The sequence below is a fragment of the Kribbella sp. NPDC104740 genome, assembly GCF_055583505.1.
In genome coordinates this window covers 1,203,066-1,222,825 of the sequence record NZ_JBVJNV010000001.1, presented here as the reverse complement: position 1 = coordinate 1,222,825, position 19,760 = coordinate 1,203,066, and the positions used below count along the sequence as shown (strand labels likewise).

Sequence of the window (19,760 nt, the reverse complement as noted above, 5' to 3'; positions counted from 1 at the left end):
TGACTCAATGCTCGTGACTCAGTGTTCGTGCTGGTACTCGTGCACGGTCATTTCCTTCAGCTCGTACGCCGGGGTCTTGACCTTGTTCTGGGAGGCACCGCCACCGACGTCACCGCCGCCGAACTGGATGTTGGCCCAGTTGTTCTGGGTGGTCAGCGTGGTCCGGCTGTTGTCGCGGTTGATGTCGGCCGACGCGGTGTCGCTGGTGTCGCCGTCGCAGTTCCAGTCGATGCCGAGGTTGGCCGCGCCCGAGGTCCGGGTGGTGTTGTTCGGGCACTTCCACTTGGTCTTCCAGCTCGCCGCGGCGCTGCCGAGGCCGGTCGACTCCTTCAGGCTGGACTCGTTCAGCGACGGCGGAGCGAAGTTCGAGTAGCTGAACCAGGCCGGCCCGCTGGTCCGCGGCACACCGTCGAACTGGAAGTGGTAGTTCATCACGCTCAGGTAGTTCGGCTTGTAGTTCACGTGGTCGGTGCCGCCGTGCTTGAGGCCGAGGTCGTGCCCGAGCTCGTGGATGAAGGTGCCGACGTTCATGTTCTCGGTGACGGTCCACTGGCACTTCGGGCCCATCGTCACGATGAAGGTGTCGTTCGGGATCGCGAAGGCGTTGCCGCTGCTGCAGGTGTTGTCGTAGTCGTCGGCCCAGAGCATGTAGTGGAAGACGGCCTTGCGGGCGGAGGCGAAGTTCGTCGCCTTGATCGCGTCGGTCTGCGACTCGGCGGGCTGCAGGTTGCTGTCGTAGGGCACCTGGTTGCCGCCGCCGAGGTTGTACGCCGTACCGCGGGCCGAGCCGGCGTCGAGGTGGATCCGGATGCCGGTGCTGCCGTCGGGGTTGCTGACCGGCGCGGACGCGAAGGTCTGCACGATCCGGTCGAGGGCGGCGGTGCTCGCGAGCCGGCCCTCCATGTAGTCCATCTCGACGAACAGGTCCTTCTTGTTCGGCGTCGCGCCCATCGCGGGCAGGTTCACGTCGACGACGCCGTCACCGTTGGCGTCGTACCCGTTGGTCTCCCAGGCGTCGGGCAGGGAGTCGCCGTCGGTGTCGGTGGCGGCCGGGGCCTTCACCTGCGGTACGGCGGCCGCGCCCTCGGGGGCGACGGCGGCGACGGCGCCACCGGCCGCGGCGGCGACCAGGGCGAACGAACTCAGGGTGGCGAGCACGAGGGGGCGTGGGCGGAAAGTCATCGGTTCTCCTCGGTCCAGTCAGCGGCGGGAGCAGGCTCCCTCTCACGGGCCGCACGACAGTTGCTGGATACAACTTTCCGCAGCATGTATCCAATCGACCACTCAGCGCAATGGGGATAACCCGAAACTTTTCGTTTTCGCCACCTCTTGGTGTGCGGGTTGTCACCCATCGTGAGCAGGGCCACGCTGAGCCAGGTCACCGTGAAGTTGGGCAGGTCCGCATTCTCCGGAGCGAGTGGGTAAAATCGGGCCCACGTACTGGGGGCGTCCAGAGACCGGCGCCTCGGCTCCCTGCTCACGCGTGGAGAGACGAGAATGACCGAACAGGCCGGCGCTTACGGCGAGCTGGCGATGAATCTGCACGACCGGGTCGGGGTCCTGGCCACGGTCGAGTCCGTCCTGGAGTTCGCCGTCGAGGTGCTGCCCTACGACCACGCGTCGGTGCTGCTGATGCACCGGCAGCAGGCGAAGACCGTGGCCGCGACCGACGACCTGGTCACGGCCGCGGACCAGCTGCAGCTGGATCTCGGCGAAGGGCCGAGCCTGCTGGCAATCAGCGACCACGAGGACGTGCTCGTCGAGGACACGATGACCGACACCCGGTGGCCGCGCTGGGCGCCGACCGCGGTCGCGAACGGGATCCGCAGCGCGCTCTCGATCCGGCTGCACACGGCGCACTCGACCAGCGGCGTGCTGAACCTGGTCTCGGCGTCGCCGTACCGGTTCGCCGAGGGCGACCGCGAGGCCGCCCGGCTGCTGGCACTGCACGCGTCGATCGCGATCGCCTCGGCCCGGCTGGAGGTCTCGCTGCACGAGGCGATCGACTCCCGCAAGGAGGTCGGCCAGGCCGTCGGGCGGCTGATGGAGCGCTACCAGCTCGACCCGGTACAGGCGTTCGGCGTCCTGAAACGCTACTCGCAGGACCGCAACCAGCGGCTGAACTCGGTCGCCCTGCACGTCGTCGAGCGCGGCGCGCTGCCGGACTAGCGGCGCGCTGCCGGACTAGCGCGGCATGCTGGACCAGCGCGGCATGCTGGACTAGCGCAGCATGCCGCCGGGGTGGCTAGGTGGCCGGCACCAGCGCCCGTTGCCGGGTCGGCCACTGCACCACCAGCACCGCACCGAGCACGACCGCGCCGCCGAGAACCTGTGGAACGGTGAGGTTCTCGGCGAAGATCGTTGCCGCAAGCAACACCGTGACCACGGGTTCGAGCGTGGACAGGATCGACGCCGCGGACGGCCCGACCCGGGCCATCCCGGCGAAGAACGCGAGGATCGCAGCCACGGTACTGATCACGGCGATCGCGACCAGCCAGACCCAACCGCTGGGCGCGAAGCCGAGCTTCGGCCCACCCCGTACGACGGACGCGAGCGCGAACGTGCAGGCCGCGCCGGTGCAGACGAGAGACGAGAGGGCCACGGGCGGAATCCCGGCGCCGGCAGGCCGATCGCCGCGTGCGGCACTCGCGGCGGCACCAGCAGGCCGGTCGCCCCCGGCGACGCTTGCGGCCTTCTCGACGGACGCGGCCATCTCGACGGACGCGGCCATCGCGCCGCTCGCGGCGGACGCGGCAGACCCGGCGGACCCGGCGTTCGCGACGGACGCGACGTTCGCGACGGACGCGGCGTTCGCGACGGACGCGGCGGACGCGGCGGACGCGGCGGACGCGGCGTTCGCGGCCTTCGCGCCGCTCACGGCCTTCGCGACGTTCGCGGCCTTCGCGACGTTCGCGGCCTTCGCGACGTTCGCGGCCTTCGCGACGTTCGCGACGTTCGCGACGGACGCGGCCCCCGCGCCATTCGCGGCACTCGCGGCGGACGCGACCCCCGCGCCGCTCGCGCCATTCACGGCGGACGCGGCCTCCGCGCCGCTCGCGCCGGTCGCGGCGCCCACACGGTCTCCGACCAAGATGTACACGGTGTAGGCAACAGCCGCGCCGAAGCCCATCGCAGCCCCCAGCGGATCGAGCGTCCCCGACGCCGCCCCGCCCAGGACCAGCGCCGTACCCACCGAGGCCAGCACGAGCGCGGCGATCCTGCGGCGCGACGCCCGCTCGCGGCCGAGCAGGATCGCGCCGACCGTCACCAGCGCCGGGTACGCGTACAGGATCAGGGCGAGCAGCGAGGCGTCGATCCGGCCGAGCGCGCCGAAGAACAGGCCGGACTGCGTCGCGTACCCGATCCCGCCCATCGCGAGCCCGGCCACGAGCGACCGGCGCGGGACGCCGCGCAGCGCGCCCGTCGTACCGGCGACGACCAGCAGGAGCACCGCGGCGATCGCGAAGCGCACCAGCAGCAGGTCGCCGACATCGACGCCGGCGTCGTACGCGAGCTTGCCGAAGATCGCCATCGCGCCGAAGCAGGCGGCGGACAGGAGGCAGAGGAGAGGACCCACGCGACGATGCTGACAGCGCTCAACCGTTCACGTCCATCTCACGTTTCTGCATGACACCGAGTAGATTTACTGCACGATGCTCGATCTTCGCCGCCTTCGCCTGCTCCGCGAGCTGCACGCCCGCGGAACGATGCACGGCGCCGCCCGCGCACTCGGCTACACGCCCAGCGCGATCTCCCAGCAGCTGGCGGTGCTCGAGCGCGAGGCCGGCTCCAAGCTGCTCGAACGGACCGGTCGCACTGTCCGGCTCACCGACGCCGGCCAGGCGCTGGTCCGGCACGCGGCGGTGCTGCTCGACGGTCTGGAAGCGGCCGAGGCCGAGGTCGCCGCGATCGCCGCGGGGCACCCGGCGGGCGTCGTCCGGGTGTCGGCGTTCCAGTCGGCGTTCCTGCGCATCGTCGCGCCCGCGGTCGCGGCGCTCGGCGCCAGCCATCCGGGCATCCGCGTCGAGGTGACCGAGGCCGAGGTCGAGGAGTCGATCCCGGCCCTGCGGCTGCGCCAGCTCGACGCCGTCGTCGGCGACGAGTACGCCGGCCAGCCGCGGCCGGTGCACAGCGATCTGACTCGCGAGTCGCTCGTCCACGAGCAGGTCCGGCTGGTCCTGCCCGAGTCGCATCCCCAAGCAGGCAACGCGAAAGTACGGATGACCGACCTCGCCGGAGAACGCTGGGCCGCGTGCCAGCCCGGTACCGGACACCGCAACATGCAGATCCGCGCGTGCCGCGATCTCGGCCACTTCGAGCCCGATCTGCGCTACGCCTCCGACGACTTCCTGATCCTGGTCGAGATGGTCCGTACGGCGGGCGCCTGCGCCCTGCTGCCCGACCTCGTGCTCGGGTACGGCGTACCGGGTGTCGCCGTTCGGCCGCTCGCCGAGGGACCGATCGACCGCGAGGTCTTCCTGCTCACGCGCGCGACCCGGACGCCGGCGGTCGAGGCCGTGGCCGCGGCACTGCACGAGGCCGCGCTCGCCTGACCTTCGCGCTGACAGACTGGCCCGCATGACGGATACGACGATGAGTGTCGGGGACGGCGACAAGGACCTCAGCGAACGTCTCTCCGCGGGGCTGGACGAGGTGAACTTCCCGGCGACCGGGACCACTGCCGGCGACCAGGGCGAGCTCTCGGTCAAGGTGGTCGACGACGCCGGCGAACTCGTCGGCGGCCTGACCGCGTGGACGTGGGGCGGCCTGCTCGGGATCGAGATGCTCTGGGTCCGCGCCGACAGCCGCCAGGACGGCTGGGGCAGCAAACTGCTGGTCGCCGCGGAGGAGGAAGCGCGGCGCCGCGGCTGCGACCGCGCGTGCGTCTCCTCGTTCACCTTCCAGGCGCCCGGGTTCTACCAACGCCACGGCTACGAGGAGACCGGCCGCACTCTCGGCATCCCCGGTGGCGCCGAGGACGTGCACTTCTTCAAGCGGCTGACCTGATCCGGATCCGATGATTCCTGAGCCGGCTGTGCTGGATCACCAGGCCAGGTAAAACCGAGATCCTATACGATCTAGTATTTTCCGAATTAATTCCCTACTCTCCTGTCGTCCGCCCACGACAGACAGGGGATCACTGTGCTCACAGTGGATCTTTCCCGCAGCCGCCGGCTCGTGCCGGCCCTGCTGGGGTTGGTACTTCTCGCCGCGACGCTCGGCGCACCCGGCGCCCAGGCCGACGCGACGACCGACCAGACGAACCTCGCCCTCGGCCGTACGGCGAGCCAGAGCTCGGAGTACGAGACCGCCGCTCCGGCCGCCCGCGCGGTCGACGGCAACCGCGACGGCGGGTTCTGGAACGGCTCGCTGACCCACACCGCCGAGCAGGACGAGGCCTGGTGGCAGGTCGACCTGGAGGCGCGCCGGCAGATCGGCGGCGTCGCGATCTACAACCGGACCGACTGCTGCGTCGCCCGGCTGGCCGACTTCTACGTGCTGGTCTCGAACAGCCCGTTCACCTCGAACTCGCTGGAGGAGACCCGGCGCCAGCCGGGTGTCACCGCGATCCACGTCGACCGGGTCGCGATGAAGGTCGAGGTCCCGGTCGGCCGGCAGGGCCGATACGTCCGGATCCAGCTCGCCGGTCACAACCCGCTCGCACTGGCCGAGGTCGAGGTCCGCAGCGCGGCGCCGGCCAAGCCGTCGCCGTACCGGAACCTGGCGCTCGCCGCGAAGACCTCCCAGTCCAGCGTCGCCGACGGCGGCGCGTCGACGCGCGCGCAGGACGGCAACACCAACGGCGCCTGGAGCGGCAGCTCGCTGAGCAACACCACGAGCGAGAAAACCCCTTGGTGGCAAGCCGATCTCGGGACGTCGAAGCGGCTCACCTCGGTGCGCGTCTTCAACCGCACCGACTGCTGCACCGACCGGCTGCGCGACTTCTACGTGCTCACGTCGGACCGGCCGTTCGCCTCGACCGACCTGCAGCGCACGCTGCGGCAGCAGGGCGTGACCGCGACTCGCGTCCGCAACATCGGCGCCGACAAGAGCATCGACCTGCGCGGGACCGCGCGCTACGTGCGGATCCAGTCGGCACTGACCGGCTACCTGACGCTCGCCGAGGTGCAGATCTTCGGCACCGAGCCGCTGACCCAGCCGAACGTCGCCGAACACATCCGGACCAACCAGTTCGGCATGTTCATCCACTACGGGCCCGGCACGTACACCAACGAGCAGTGGGCGACGCCCGGCACCTCGCCGAGCGTCTTCAACCCGACCGCGCTCGACACCGACCAGTGGGCCGCGGCGGCGAAGAGCGCCGGCATGTCGTACGGCGTACTGACCACCAAGCACCACGACGGGTTCGCGCTCTGGGACACCGCCTCGAACACCTATGACGTTGCCTCCAGCCCCTATCAGGGTGATGTCGTGCGCCAGTACGCCGACTCGTTCCGCAAGGCCGGGCTGGGCGTCGGGCTGTACTACTCGATCTGGGACCGGACCAACGGCGAGACGCCGGAGCTGGTGATCAACCAGCTGCGCGAGCTGCTCACGCAGTACGGGTTCGTGAACCAGCTGTGGTTCGACGCGTGGACCTACGTGCCGGGCTACCAGAAGATCCCGTTCGAACAGGTCCGGGACTTCGTGCGGAACGTGTCGCCGGGGACGGTGATCGTGAACAACGACAAGAACGACACGATCGCGACCTCGGACGTGCTGGAGTACGAGGACGGGCGGCCGCCGGCCGGGATCGCCGAGCCGGTGCAGATGTCGGACATGATCAGCACCAGCAACTGGGACTGGTTCAACACCGACGAGTCGCTGCCGCCGCGGACCACCGAGGACATCGTGGCCGAGGAGACCTACCAGCGGGAGCACGGCTACCAGTACCTGCTGAACGTCGGCCCGGGCAAGGACGGGCGGATGGCGAAGGTCTACACCGACCGGCTGGCGGAGGTCGGCGCCGCGCTGCGTTGACACGAGACGACCTGATGGTCATGATCTATTACTGTCACTGATTATGACCATCAGGTCTGTCGTTCGAACGGAGCTCGCCGTGACCACACCGTCCGTCGTCCCCACCCGGTTCCGGCTGGTGCCGATGCGGCCGCGCGACCCGGGCGAGCCCGGCCGGACCGCGTCTTCGCTGGAGCTGTTCTTCGACCTGGTCTTCGTGGTCGCGGTGAGCATCGCGGCGTCGGAGTTCCACCACACGCTCAGCGAGGGGCACGTCGTCGACGGGCTGCTCAACTACGGGCTGGTGTTCTTCAGCATCTGGTGGGCCTGGATGAACTTCACCTGGTTCGCGACATCGTTCGCCACCGACGACTGGCTGTACCGGGTGCTCACCTTCGTGCAGATGGGCGGCGTGCTCGTCCTGGCGGCCGGGATCGGCCCGGCGTTCGCCGAGGGCGACTACCACGTGATGGTCTTCAGCTACGTCGTGATGCGGATCGCGATGGTCGCCCAGTGGCTGCGCGCCTCCCGCAACCCGGATCCGCTGCGTACGACGACCCGCATCTACGCCGCCGGCATCGTCTTCACCCAGGTCTTCTGGCTGCTCCAGCTGACCCTCTCCGGCCCGGCCCACGCCGTAGCCCTGCTGGTCCTGATCGCCGCCGAACTGGCCATCCCGGTCGTCGCCGAGAAGGGCGGCGTCACCCCGTGGCACCCCCACCACATCACCGAACGCTACGGCCTCTTCGCCCTGATCCTGCTCGGCGAGAGCCTGCTCGGCTCGGCCAACGCGATCATCGAGGCCCTGCACGACGACGTGGCCCTGGGCCCGCTGATCTCGGTCTCGGTGCTCACCCTGGTCGTCACCGCCGCCCTGTGGTGGATCTACTTCTGGCCTCCGCACCACAAGTCGATCACCACCTTCGCGAACTCGGTCCGCTACGGCTACGTCCACTACTTCGTCTTCGCCGCCGCCGGCGCCTTCTCGGCCGGCATCGAGGTCACCATCGACGCCCTCACCGGCCACACCGAGCTGAGCAGCATCGCCGCCTCCTTCACGGTGACCATTCCGATCGCCGTCTTCGTCCTCGGCATCTGGCTGATCGCCGTCCGCCGGTACGCCGACCGCGTGGTCAACACCGTGATCCCCGCGGCCGTCGTACTCGTCCTCCTGGACCCGATCCTCCCGATCCCCTTCGCCCTGACCGCCATCGTCCTGGCGTTGGTGATCGCAGTCCTGGTCCTGCGTCCAGCGAAAGAACAGCACACCTGAGCAGGTAGCTGGAGGAGACTGCCCGCGGGGTCCCCGCGGCCAGTCCATCCTCCGCCCGCGCCGGTGGTTCCTGCGGCCGGGTTCCCCAGACAACCGGTCCCCCGGACGGCAGAGAGCCCGCCGCGATCTGCATGCGAGCAGCGCACTGGCGGCCCGCTGTTAGAACAGTTGCAGACCTGAGCCTCGCCCGCCTCCGCCGCGGTGGAGCTGGTTGCGGCGTGCAGCAAGCAGTTGGCGCCGGGGCAGCGGCCGCGCGGAGTGGTGCCGGTGCGCGGCCGCTGGGCTTGGTCGTACACCCAACTGAGTGAGGTCAGCTGGTTTTGGCGGCCCGGAGGATCAGGTCGGCGACCTCGGCCGGGTGGGAGGCGAAGACGGCGTGGGAGGCGCCTTCGATGGAGACCACTTCGCCCTTGGCGCGTTCGGCCATGAAGTGGTGGGCGGCGGCCGGGATGTTGCGGTCGGCCTCGGCGATCAGGAAGAAGCTCTGGATCTCCGTCCAGGCCTGGTCGCCGACGGCCGGCTCGTTCAGCGCGGCGGCGGTGATCGGGCGCTGGGTCGCCGCCATCAGGCGGGCCTGCTCCTCCGAGACGTCGGCGACGAACTGGTGGTGGTAGAGCTCCGGCGCGACGTACATGTCCTGGTTGCCGTCCGGCAGCGGTACCGGGCGCAGGGTCTCGCCGAGCGTGCTGCCGGGGAACATCCCGGACAGGCTCGCGCCGCTCTCGCCTTCCACCGGCGCGAACGCGGAGACGTACACGAGCGCGGAGACGTTGCCGGCGCCCGCCGCGGCCTTGCTGATCACCATCCCGCCGTACGAGTGCCCGACCAGGACGACCGGGCCGTCGATCGTGTTGATCAGCGCCCTGACCTGCGCCGCGTCGTACGCGACCGAGCGCAGCGGGTTCGGGGCCGCGATCACGCGGTGGCCCTCGGACTGGAGGCGGTCGGCGACCGGCCCCCAGCCGCCGGACTCGGCGAACGCCCCGTGCACCAGTACGACGGTCGGCTTGTTGCTGTCAGCCATTTCGGTCCTTTCAGGACTTGATGAAGTCGAGGATCTCGGCGTTGATCACGTCGGCGTGCGTGGTCGGCATCCCGTGCGGGAAGCCCGGGAACGACTTCAGCGTCCCGTTCTGCAGCAGCTTCACGGTCAGCGGCGCGGAGTCGGCGTACGGAACGACCTGGTCGTCCTCGCCGTGCAGCACCAGCGTCGGCACGCTGATCTTCGGCAGGTCCTCGGTGAAGTCGGTCTCGGAGAACACCCCGATCCCCTCGTAGTGCGCGTTCGCGCCGCCCTCCATGCCCTGGCGCCACCAGTTGCGGACCAGCGCCTCGCGCTTCTCCACACCGTCCCGGTTGAAGCCGTAGAAGGGGCCGGAGGCAACGGCCAGGTAGAACTCGGAGCGGTTCGCGGCGAGCTGGGCGCGGAAGTCGTCGAAGACGCTGATCGGCGTACCGCCCGGGTTCGCCTCGGTCTGCAGCATCAGCGGCGGGATCGCCGACATCAGCACCGCCTTGGCGACCCGCGACTCACCGTGCCGGGCCAGGTAGCGGACGACCTCGCCGCCGCCGGTCGAGTGACCGATGTGGACGGCGTCCTGCAGGTCCAGGTGCGCGGTCACCGCGGCCAGGTCGTCGGCGTAGTGGTCCATGTCGTGACCGGTCGCCACCTGCTCGGACCGGCCGTGGCCGCGGCGGTCGTGCGCGACGACCCGGTAGCCCTGGCTGACGAAGAACAGCATCTGGGTGTCCCAGTCGTCCGACGACAGCGGCCAGCCGTGGCTGAAGACGAGCGGCTGACCGGATCCCCAGTCCTTGTAGAAGATCTCGTTGCCGTCAGCACCGGTGATCATGGGCATGGTCTTTCTCCGTTCGGTTTGATCGGCGGTCACCGGCCGGGTCGGCGGGTGACCAATCGCAGCGACTCGACTGCGATCGCTGCGATGAATGCGGTCATCAGGACGGCGAGTACGCCGGTCGCCACGCGCCAGCCCGGCATCGCCTCGATCTCCAGCCACTCCTCGGTCCACGCCACCGCGGCGGCGAAGGGGAAGGTGAACGACCAGAACCCGAGCGAGAAATGCAGCCGGCGGTAGCGCGGCAGCATCGCGACCTGGACCAGGACGAGCAGTACGCCGACGCCCGCGGTCGCCTCCGCGACCGCGTCGACGACCCGGCCGTTCAGCGCGAACCACGCGATCCCGGCGACCGCGGGCGGCGCGACGAGGATCGCGGTGGTCGGCAGCAGCGGGTCGGCGAGCGGCGCGTGGAAGGCGAGCCGGAGGACGAGGATCGCGGTCATGATGACGGTGAAGAACATCCCGACGCCGAACAGCCCCCAGGCCAGGCCGCGGAAGCCGACACCGGCCGCGGCGCTGGCGCCGACGAGTCCGGGGGCGACGGTCGGGAGCAGGTAGCCGGGGTGCATCGACTCGAAGTCGAGCTGGCCCTCGAACCAGGACGCGAGGCGCCAGGCGGCGAAGACGGTCGAGACGAGCAGCGCGAGCACGAAGAAGACGCGCCCGGCGGCGAGCGAGTAGGTCGCGAGGTCACCGGCGAGCAGCATGGCGGTGACGGGGGCGAGCGAGGCGAGGGAGCCTTGCGCGGGGTGGTGGAGCTGCTGCGCGAGCGAGGTCGAGCTGCGGGCACCTCGTACGGCGTGCGCGACGATCAGCCAGCACCAGGCGACCGCGGCGATCCCCCAGAACGCCTGCGGTACGGCGCGCGGTAGTCCGAGAGCAGGCGCCGCGTTGGTCCACACCTCGGCGAGCCCTGCCAGGCCGAACCCGATGGCGAAGGTGTTGAGCGGCAGCCGCTCCGGACCGGCTCCGCCGGGCACGTGCCCCCGGGCCGGCCCACCCGCCTCCCTGCCTGCTTCGCGCCCGTCTGCTTCGCGCCCGCCCGCGTCATGCCTGCCTGCTTCGCGCCCGCTTTCCACCCGCCCACCGCCGGGCCGATGGCCGCCCGGCTGATCAGCTCCCCCGTTGTCCTCAGCCGGGGTGGTCGCTGTGTGCGGGGTGGTCACTGGTCCTCCGTCGGTCGGTGCTCGAGCGAGAACCATGCTCGGCCGACCCGCCCGGATCAGGGCCCGTCAGATGACCTGTCCGGCGACGGTTCCGGATGACGGACCTGTTTGCGGTACTGCGACGGCAGCATCCCGAGCGCGGCCCGGAACGCCTGGCCGAACGCCGAGTCGGAGCGGTAGCCGACCTCCCGGGCGACCCGCGAGACCGAGTGGTCCGAGCCCGCGAGCAGCTCGGCGGCCGCCATCATCCGGATCCCGGTCAGCAGCGCGGCGACCGTCGTACCGGTCCGGGCGTTGAAGCGGCGCAGGAACGTCGCCCGCGACATCGCGGCCTCGACCGCGAGCCGGTCGATCGTCCAGGCCTCCCCCGGCCGGTCGACGACGGCGCAGATCGCCTTGCCGAGGACGTCGTCGCCGATCGCCGTCCACAGCGCGGGGCTCTCCGGCGGCTGGCCCGACCGGCTGCGCAGCGCCATCGCGAGCAGCGCGTCGAGCAGCGACGACACGATCACCTCGGTGCCGGGCCCGTCGTACGCCGCCTCGCCGCGGAGGATCTCGGCCAGCGCCTGCGCCGGCTGGTCGAGCGCGACGTGCACGACCCGCGGCATCAGCCGGAACAGCAGCGCCCCGGCGCCGTCGTCGACGCGGTAGTGCCCGCAGAACAGGTCGAGCTCGGGCTCGGCGTCCGTCGTCCGGCGGACCCGGAACGACGGGCCGGCCGTCTCGGCGAACTCCAGGCAACGGTCGGATCTCGTGGCGACCAGGTGCGCGTCACCCTGCGGGAGCAGCAGCAGGTCGCCGGCCTCCAGGTCGACCGAGAAGTCCGCGGAGCTGACCGTGCACGAGCCCGCGAGCACGAGGTGGAACGGCACCAGCCCGGGCGCGGCCGGCGGGTGGTCGATCGCGAACCCGCCGGCGATCAGGCAGCGGACGTCGACCTCGCCCCGAACGCGGGCGAGCCGGACCAGCCGGCTCACGCTGTCCACGAACGGCCCCCGCTCCGCGCGGTCCCGGACCCCAGCCCGCCGGGCGCCGCTGAACCGATCCCGTCGAGAATCGAACCGCTCGGGCGTGGCCGGGATGTGCGCACCGGCGCGATGCTGTGCGCGTGGACGCGACCCCCTCCGAGCAGCGACACGATCCGTCCTTCCTGCTCCCGACCACCAGGGCCACGAGCTTAGTCACCTGAATGGACTATCCCAAACACCTGCCACCAGGCGCCGTGGACCGGGCGGAGCGGCTGATCGGCCGCGAGCACGACCTCGGCACGGTCCGGGCGTACTTCGATGATGCCGGAGTCCGCGGGGGCGCCCTGCTGGTGGTGGGTGAGGCCGGGGTCGGCAAGAGCGCGCTGCTCGAGGAGTTCGCCGCCGGTACGCCGAGCCGCGTGCTGCGCGCGGCCGGCGCCCAGTTCGAGGCCGAGTTCAGCTACTCGGCGCTCAACCAGCTGCTGTTCCCGCTCGGCGACGAGCTCGAGTCGCTGAGTCCGGCGCACCGTACGGCGCTGCGCTGCGCGCTCGGTTTCGAGGTCGGCCCGGTCCCCGACCGGCTCGTCGTCTCCAACGCCGCGCTGCTCTGGCTGCGCGCGGTCGCGGCCGAGACGCCGCTGGTGATCCTGCTCGACGACCTGCAGTGGGTCGACCGCGCCAGCGCCGAGGTGCTCGCGTTCGTCGCGCGGCGGCTGGTCGGCAGCCCGATCGTCGTCCTGGCCGCCTGCCGGCCCGAGGAGCGCGGCTTCTTCCACAACGCCGGTCTGCCCGAGCTGGTGTTGCCGCCGCTCAGCGCCCCGGCCGCCCGCGCGCTGGTCGACCTGCACTTCCCGGAGCTGGCTCCCGCCGTACGGCAGCGCCTGCTGGAGGAGGCGGCCGGCAACCCGCTGGCGCTGCTGGAGCTGCCGTCCGCACTCGACAGCGACCAGCGGGCCGACTTCACGACGCTGCCGGAGGTCCTGCCGCTGACCGAGCGGCTGCAGGTGATGTTCACCGCGCGGGTCCGCAACCTGCCCGAGCGCTGCCGGCTGATGATGCTGCTGGGCGCACTCGGCGGCGGCCTCGAGCTGACCCGCTTGGAGACGGCCTGCGGAGACGCCTGCGACCTCGACGACCTCGCCCCGGCGGAGGAGCAGCGGCTGGTCCAGCTGAGCCCGACCCGGCTGACCTTCCGGCACCCGCTGATCGGTGCGGCGGTCGTCGCCGCGTCCTCCGAACGCGACCGCCGCTGGGCCCACGGCCGGCTCGCCGGCGTCGCCCGTACGCCGGAACGCCGCGTCTGGCACCTGGCCGGCTCCGCCGTCGGCCCGGACCCCGAGATCGCCACCCAGCTCGACGAGGCCGCCCGCGCCCTGGTCCGCCAGGGCGAGGTCATCGGCGCCATCGCCGCGCTGACCCGGGCTGCCGAGCTGAGCGCCGACCCGACCTGCTCCAGCAGCCGGCTCGCCCAGGCCGCCTACCTGGGCGCCGAGGCCGGCGGCGAGCTGGCCACCGCGAGCCGGCTGCTCGACTACGCCCGGAAGTCCGGCGCCCTCGCCGCACACTCGTTGCCTGCGGCATCGGCTGCGGCGCACCTGCTGGTCAACGCCGACGGCGACGTACCGACCGCGCACCGGCTGCTGGCGGGCGCGATCGCGGCCGGCGACCACGGCTTCGCCGCCGGGGACGCCGACCTGATCGAGGCGCTGCAGAACCTGCTCCTGATCAGCTGGTACGACGGCACCGAGCGCGCCTGGCAGACCTTCCACGCCCTGGTCGACCGTCTCGTCCCGGAGCCGCCACCGCTGCTGCGGGTGAACGCGACCGTGTTCGCCGACCCCGCCCGCGCGACCGCCGAGGACGTCGCCGTACTGGACACGCTGATCGACACCGTCGACGACGAGGAGGACCCGACCCAACTGGTCCGGGTCGCCAGCGCCGCCATGTTCGCCGACCGGCTGCCGCGGCTGCGGCGCGCGGAGCGGGAGTTCGTCCGCTCCCGGCGCGACGGCAGAGGGCCGGTCCGCCGCCACATCGGCGCGCTGCTGCATCTCGGGATCGACGGCTTCGTCGCCGGGCGCTGGACCGAGGCCGCGGAGTACGCCGACGAGGGCATGGCGCTCTGCGCCGAGCACCAGCTCCGGTTCTTCGACTGGTACTTCCACTGGGTGCACGCGCTGGTCGCAGCCGGCCGCGGCGAGACCGGGGCAGTGCACCGGCTGACCGATGACCTGAACGGCTGGGCCGTCGCGCACCAGGCCACCGGCATCACCTACTTCGCCTCGCAGGCGCGAGCGCTCTGCGACGTCGGCGCGGGCGACTACGAGTCGGCGTACCGGCACGCGGCGCGCGTCAGCAGGCCGGGCGAGCTGACCAGGTATCGCCCGACGGCGCTGTGGTCCGGGCTGGACCTGGTCGAGGCCGGGCTGCACAGCGGGCACCGCGCTGAGGCCGCTGCTCACGCTGAGGTCATGGGGTCGCTGGGCAGGCTGTCACCGCGCGTGGAGTTGCTGAGCAGAGCTGCGGCGGCGCTGACCGCTGACGACGAGCGGACGCGGGAGCTGTTCGAGCTGGCGCTGTCCGGGCCGGAGCTGGAGCAGTGGCCGTTCGACCTGGCCCGCGTGCGACTCGTGTACGGCGAACGCCTGCGGCGGCTGCGGGACACCAGCGCCGCCCGCGACCAGCTGACGCTCGCGTACGACGTACTGGCTGGGCTCGGTGCTGACCCGTGGCGGGACCGGGCGGCAGCCGAGCTGCGGGCGACCGGCATGACGCGGCACTCGGGCGCGGACGCGCAGGCGCCGCTGACCCCGCAGGAGCGCGAGATCGCCGAGCTGGCGAGCAGCGGGCTGACCAACAAGCAGATCGGGCAGCAGCTGTTCATCTCGCACCGGACGGTCGGCGACCACCTCTACAAGATCTTCCCCAAGCTCGGGATCACCTCCCGGGCGGCCCTGCGGGCGGCGCTCACGGCGTACGACCAAACCCGGCCAGTCATCTGACAGATGTTGAACAGCACCGATCAGCGCGACGATGAGGGCATGAGCGCGGACATCCACTGGCCGCCCGGCTGGGGACCGGACTGCGCGGACAGCTTCGTGGACCACCAACGGGTGCTGGCCGCACCGATCCAGATCGTCTTCGCGTGCCTGCTCGACGTCGAACGCTGGCCGGTCTGGCAGCTCGACGTCCAGAACGTCCAGCTCGTCGACGCTGTCGCCGTCGGCTGCCGCTTCGTGGTCTCCACCCACCGGCACACCCTCGACGGCATCGTCGGCGAGCTGGACGCACCGCACCGCTTCGGCTGGGCCGCGGTCAGCGACGAGCTGAGCTTCTACCAGTCCTGGCTGCTGCTGGACGAGCCCGGCGGCGGGACCCGGGTCGTGCTCCAGGAATCCGCGCGCGGACCGGCGGCGCTGCTGCGGCGTACGGACCGCTCGATCGTGACCCAGAGGCACCTCGACGCCTTGTAGGGTGCTGCCAACTCTGGACCGAGGAGGCAGCGGTGGACGGCGAACGCCGCGACGAGGGCACCGACCTGGGCGTGCTGGCCGGCCGGTTGCTGTTCTCCGTCCAGGGCGAGCTGTTCCGCCGCCTGCACCAGGCCGGCTTCGACGACATCGCACCTCGCCACGGCGCCGTCCTCGCCTATCTCCGCGCCGACGGCATCCGCGCCACCGAGCTGGCCCGCCGGTCGGGCCAGCACAAGCAGGTGGTCGGCAAGAACGTCGACGAGCTCGAGGCCCTCGGCTACGTCGAGCGCCGGCCCGACCCCGCCGACCGGCGGGCCAAGCTCGTCGTCCCGACCGCCCGCGGCCGCGCCGAGATGCAGGCCGCCGACGCGATCATGGCCGAGATCGGCGAGCGGCACCGCGACGCGCTGGGCTCCCGCGAGTACGCCCGCTTCCTCGCGACGTTCCGCAAGGTCGTCGCGAACCAGCGCGACCAGCGCTGAGTCGAGGCGCCCCCGCTCACCCTCGCCCCCCTGGCTCACCCTCGCCCTGGCTCACCCGAGGCGCTCCCGCACCTTCGGCGCGACCTCCTCGCCGAACCTCCGGGCCTGCTCCCGCGCATCTCCTTCGGGCCACAGCACGAACCCGTCGAACCCGTCCTCCGCGAACCGGGTCAACACGTCCACCCAGTCCTGCACCCCACCTCGCACCGGCGCATCCCCGTGCACCTGCACGCCTTTCGCGCCCTCGCCCGTGACCGTCCCCACCACCTGCGCGAACCGCCGGATCCCCTTGGGGTTGCGCCCGGCCTCCACCGCCGCCCGATCGACGATCTGGTTGCCCTCGGCCCATTTCTCGTACGGCAGGTACGACGGGATCGGCGCCGCCCACCCGTCCGCGACCTTCCCGGTCAGCGCCAGGCTGCGCTTGCCCTGCGACCCCAGCCAGATCTCGACGCCGTTGGCTGCAGGCTCCTGCCCGGCCAGCCCGCGGACGCCGTACCAGTCCCCCGACGCCGTGACCTTCCCCGGCCGCCACAACGCCCGCAGCAACGCGATCGCCTCCTCCTGCGCGGCCAACGCCTCCGCCGGCGACTTCCGCTCGACCCCCATCGAGGTGATCGCGTCCCAGTACCCACCGGCGCCGAGCCCGAGCTGGAACCGCCCACCCGACACCAGACTCAACGAGCTGGCCACCCGCGCGAGCTGCGCCGCCGGCCGCAACGGCAGGTTCGCCACGTCGGGGAAGAACCCGATCCGCTCGGTGTGCGCGATCAGGTCCCCGATCACGACGAACGCGTCGAGATACTCCGCGACGTACGGATGGTCCTGTACCCCGATCAGGTCCAGCCCGGCGTCCTCGGCCGTCGCCGCCACCGCCCGAACCCGCGTGACGTCCACCGAGGGCTCCACCGCAACCCCGAACAGCACACCCATCATCCACTCCTTTGGTCACCAATCAAGATAGTCACGATTGATGACCAAATCAACCGGCCGCCCCGCGAAGGGACGGCCGGCTGATCCTCAGAACGGGAAGACGAACCAGTAGAAGGTGGCCGACGCCGAGGCGCCGGAGCTGTCGGTCACCTTCACGGTCGGGCGGTAGTTGCCCTGGCTGGTCGGCGTTCCGGAGACGAGACCGGTGGACGGGTTGACGGACAGACCACCCGGAAGGCCGGTCGCGGTGAACGTGTTGCCGCCGCGCCCTCCGGTCGCCGTGAGCTGCAGACTGGCCAGCTTGCCCTTGACCGAGGTCTGCGCGCCGGGAGTGGCCAGCTTCAGCGTGCTCGGACCGCCGCCACCGGTGACAGTGAGCCGGTACGTCGCCTGGCCCGTCATCGCGCCGCGAGTCGCGGTGACGGTGATCGCGTAGTCGCCCGCCGGCGTACCGGCGGTTGTGCTGACGGTGAGCTGCGAGCTGCCGCCGAGATCGACCGCGCTCGGGCTGAACGCGGCCGTCGCGCCGGTCGGCAGACCGCTCGCGGCGAGCGTGATGTCGCCGGCCGGCGGGGTGCCGCCGCCGATCTGCTCGTTGGCCCAGTCGCCCATCACGCCCCAGAGCTTGCCGTGCGCGTTGTACGACGCGCAGTCGGTGCGCAGCCAGGAGAAGACGCCGTACACCTTGCCGTTGTGCACGTACGGGCCGCCGCTGTCGCCCTGGCACAGGTGCGGCCGGCCGGCGTCGCCGTACCCGTTGCAGAACATGTAGCGGTCGTCGAAATGACCGGCGAACGCGTTGCAGTTCTGGCCGTCCACGGTGGGCAGAGCGGCCTCGTACAGCTTGGTGTTGCGCTGGGCGTCCTGCGCGTCGGACTTGCCGTAGCCGATCGCCGTGCCGAGCGTCCCGAGCGGCAGGTTGTCGCTCGACCGCGCAACCGTCGGGTAGGCCATACCGGCCGGGGTCGGGATGTCGGTCGTGGTGGTGATCACCGCGACGTCCCACCCGGTTCGCCAGCCGTCGTTCGCGTTGTAGTTGGGATGCGTGAGGTAATCGGCGATCTCGATCCGGACGCCCTTGCTGGTGTCCGCGAGGTCATCGCGGCCGTAGACCAGGTACTTCGGGTCACCCGCGGCGAACTTGCAGTGCGCGGCGATCAGAACCTTGCGCTTGGCAACGACCGTACCGGTGCAGGACTGCTCGGTCGGGCGGGCGCCGCCGGTCCGGTGCTGCGAGATGATGTAGGGGTACTTGGCAACCGTCGTCGGCTGACCGCCGACGACCGCCGGGCCGGCGAAGCCCGTGGCGGCCGACACCTTCACCGTCGTGCTCACCGCGTTGCCGGCCTGGACCGATCCCGACGACGGGTCGGCGCTGACCACGAAGTCGCCGGTCGGCGGCGGGGTGTCCGCGTTCGGCACGTACAGCAGCCGGTTCGGCGTGCCCTGGCGGATCCCGGTCATCTTGCCCGTGGTCGCGTTGTCGACGATCCACTGCTTCAGCTGCGCCGGCGTCGCGTTCGGCTGGTCGTGCAGGCGCAACGCGACCGCACCGGCGACGTGCGGCGCCGCCATCGACGTACCGGACAACTGGCCGTACGACGAATCCGACGAGTTCACCGACGAGTTGATGTTGCTGCCCGGCGCGAACAGGTCGGTGCACGGGCCGTCGTTGGAGTCCGAGGCGCGACCGTCGGAGCTGGTCGCGTTCGCCGTCCGGATCCCGGTCTCGACGCGGCCACCAGGCCCGTAGTCGCAGGCATTGCCGCCGTTGTTGCCGGTGATCAGCGCCCAGTGCACGCCGTTCGCGATCGCGCCCTTGATCGCGTCCACGCCGATCGACGGGTTGTCGGCGTACACGCTGAGGTTGGCGACGGCCGGCTTCTTCGCGTTCTGGGCCAGCCAGTCGGCGGCCGCGACGATGTCGACGTCCTGACCGCTGGACTGGCAGTTCAGGATCCGCACCGACCACAGGTTCGCCTTCTTCGCCACCCCCCGGGTCTTGCCGGCCGCGATCCCGGCGACGTGCGTGCCGTGGCTCTTCACCCGGTCGCAGTCCTCGCCGTTGGTCGGCGGCTCGACGAAGTCCGCGGCGTACTTGGCCCGGCCCTCGAACTCCTGGTGGGAGTAGCGGATGCCGGTGTCGACCACGTAGATGTTGACGCCGGCGCCGCCGTGCGCGGGATAGGCGTACTTCTTGTCCAGCGGCTGGTTGCGCTGGTCGATCCGGTCCAGGCCCCAGTTCGGCGGGTTGTCCTGGGTGTCGGCCGCGTGCGCCGTACCGGACTGGACGACGGCCTCGACGGCCGGGTCGGCGGCCAGCCGCCGGGCCTGCCGGTCGGACAGGTTCTTCAGCACGAACCCGTTCATCACCTTGGCGAACGTGTACTTCACGTCGCCGCCGTACCGGGCGGACAGGTCCGGGGCGAGCGCGGCGGAACGGGTCGCGCCCGGCTTCAGCTTGACCAGGTAGACGCCGGCGACCGGCTGCTTCGCCGACCGGTCGACGACGCCTTCGGGCTCGGCGGCCTGGCCGGGCAGTGCGGTGGCCACCGTGACGGCGAGCGTGACGGCCAGCAGACCTGCGGATCTTCGCGAGAAGCGCATCAGTGCTACCTCCTTGGGCGGGATGCCCCGGTGGGTCGC

16 protein-coding genes are annotated in these 19,760 nt (G+C 71.2%); 8 read left to right on the top strand and 8 right to left on the bottom strand.

Annotation, left to right across the window (positions count from 1 at the left end):
- Positions 1 to 18 precede the first annotated feature (18 nt).
- Positions 19 to 1,182, bottom strand: coding sequence for a hypothetical protein (locus tag ACZ6Z4_RS05750; protein ID WP_465558537.1), 1,164 nt, complete (start codon positions 1,180 to 1,182; stop codon positions 19 to 21).
- 315 nt (positions 1,183 to 1,497) lie between these two features.
- Between ACZ6Z4_RS05750 and ACZ6Z4_RS05745 the strand changes: the two genes are divergently transcribed.
- Entirely contained in the window at positions 1,498 to 2,169 is a 672-nt protein-coding gene (locus ACZ6Z4_RS05745) for a GAF and ANTAR domain-containing protein (RefSeq protein ID WP_465558535.1), read from the top strand.
- A 76-nt stretch (positions 2,170 to 2,245) separates the two neighbouring features.
- Here the strand turns inward: ACZ6Z4_RS05745 and ACZ6Z4_RS05740 are convergent, their stop codons facing one another.
- Positions 2,246 to 3,577 (bottom strand): DMT family transporter, encoded by a 1,332-nt coding sequence (locus ACZ6Z4_RS05740; protein ID WP_465558533.1) that lies wholly within the window; start codon positions 3,575 to 3,577, stop codon positions 2,246 to 2,248.
- Between the two features lie 76 nt (positions 3,578 to 3,653).
- Between ACZ6Z4_RS05740 and ACZ6Z4_RS05735 the strand changes: the two genes are divergently transcribed.
- From ACZ6Z4_RS05735 to ACZ6Z4_RS05720, 4 genes are all read left to right on the top strand, one after another.
- On the top strand, positions 3,654 to 4,553 hold the full coding sequence (locus ACZ6Z4_RS05735) for a LysR family transcriptional regulator (RefSeq protein ID WP_465558531.1): 900 nt from the start codon (positions 3,654 to 3,656) through the stop codon (positions 4,551 to 4,553).
- A gap of 25 nt (positions 4,554 to 4,578) precedes the next feature.
- Entirely contained in the window at positions 4,579 to 5,007 is a 429-nt protein-coding gene (locus ACZ6Z4_RS05730; RefSeq protein ID WP_465558529.1) for a GNAT family N-acetyltransferase, read from the top strand.
- Positions 5,008 to 5,151: 144 nt separating this feature from the next.
- Complete coding sequence (locus ACZ6Z4_RS05725; protein WP_465558527.1) at positions 5,152 to 6,981, top strand: alpha-L-fucosidase; 1,830 nt, start codon at positions 5,152 to 5,154, stop codon at positions 6,979 to 6,981.
- 79 nt (positions 6,982 to 7,060) lie between these two features.
- The gene (locus tag ACZ6Z4_RS05720) at positions 7,061 to 8,233 is read left to right on the top strand and encodes a low temperature requirement protein A (RefSeq protein WP_465558525.1); all 1,173 of its coding nucleotides are present in this window, start codon (positions 7,061 to 7,063) and stop codon (positions 8,231 to 8,233) included.
- A gap of 310 nt (positions 8,234 to 8,543) precedes the next feature.
- Here the strand turns inward: ACZ6Z4_RS05720 and ACZ6Z4_RS05715 are convergent, their stop codons facing one another.
- Genes ACZ6Z4_RS05715 through ACZ6Z4_RS05700 form a run of 4 tightly spaced genes read right to left on the bottom strand, consistent with a single transcriptional unit; the run spans position 8,544 to position 12,244 of the window.
- Positions 8,544 to 9,257, bottom strand: a complete 714-nt coding sequence (locus ACZ6Z4_RS05715; RefSeq protein ID WP_465558523.1) for an alpha/beta fold hydrolase — start codon at positions 9,255 to 9,257, stop codon at positions 8,544 to 8,546.
- 10 nt (positions 9,258 to 9,267) lie between these two features.
- Complete coding sequence (locus ACZ6Z4_RS05710) at positions 9,268 to 10,092, bottom strand: alpha/beta fold hydrolase (RefSeq protein WP_363676521.1); 825 nt, start codon at positions 10,090 to 10,092, stop codon at positions 9,268 to 9,270.
- Between the two features lie 29 nt (positions 10,093 to 10,121).
- Entirely contained in the window at positions 10,122 to 11,258 is a 1,137-nt protein-coding gene (locus ACZ6Z4_RS05705; protein WP_465558520.1) for an SLAC1 family transporter, read from the bottom strand.
- 56 nt (positions 11,259 to 11,314) lie between these two features.
- A complete protein-coding gene (locus ACZ6Z4_RS05700; protein ID WP_465558518.1) occupies positions 11,315 to 12,244 on the bottom strand; it encodes a cupin domain-containing protein in 930 nt (309 codons plus the stop codon).
- Between the two features lie 203 nt (positions 12,245 to 12,447).
- On the opposite strand from ACZ6Z4_RS05700, the gene ACZ6Z4_RS05695 reads away from it, so the two are divergent.
- Genes ACZ6Z4_RS05695 through ACZ6Z4_RS05685 form a run of 3 tightly spaced genes read left to right on the top strand, consistent with a single transcriptional unit; the run spans position 12,448 to position 16,181 of the window.
- The gene (locus tag ACZ6Z4_RS05695) at positions 12,448 to 15,228 is read left to right on the top strand and encodes a helix-turn-helix transcriptional regulator (protein ID WP_465558516.1); all 2,781 of its coding nucleotides are present in this window, start codon (positions 12,448 to 12,450) and stop codon (positions 15,226 to 15,228) included.
- 39 nt (positions 15,229 to 15,267) lie between these two features.
- Entirely contained in the window at positions 15,268 to 15,699 is a 432-nt protein-coding gene (locus tag ACZ6Z4_RS05690) for an SRPBCC family protein (protein WP_465558514.1), read from the top strand.
- A 32-nt stretch (positions 15,700 to 15,731) separates the two neighbouring features.
- Entirely contained in the window at positions 15,732 to 16,181 is a 450-nt protein-coding gene (locus ACZ6Z4_RS05685; protein ID WP_465558512.1) for a MarR family winged helix-turn-helix transcriptional regulator, read from the top strand.
- A gap of 51 nt (positions 16,182 to 16,232) precedes the next feature.
- Here the strand turns inward: ACZ6Z4_RS05685 and ACZ6Z4_RS05680 are convergent, their stop codons facing one another.
- Positions 16,233 to 17,114, bottom strand: a complete 882-nt coding sequence (locus tag ACZ6Z4_RS05680; RefSeq protein ID WP_465558510.1) for an LLM class flavin-dependent oxidoreductase — start codon at positions 17,112 to 17,114, stop codon at positions 16,233 to 16,235.
- Positions 17,115 to 17,201: 87 nt separating this feature from the next.
- Positions 17,202 to 19,721: a S8 family serine peptidase gene (locus tag ACZ6Z4_RS05675; protein WP_465558508.1), complete on the bottom strand. Its 2,520-nt coding sequence runs from the start codon at positions 19,719 to 19,721 to the stop codon at positions 17,202 to 17,204.
- Positions 19,722 to 19,760: the final 39 nt, after the last annotated feature.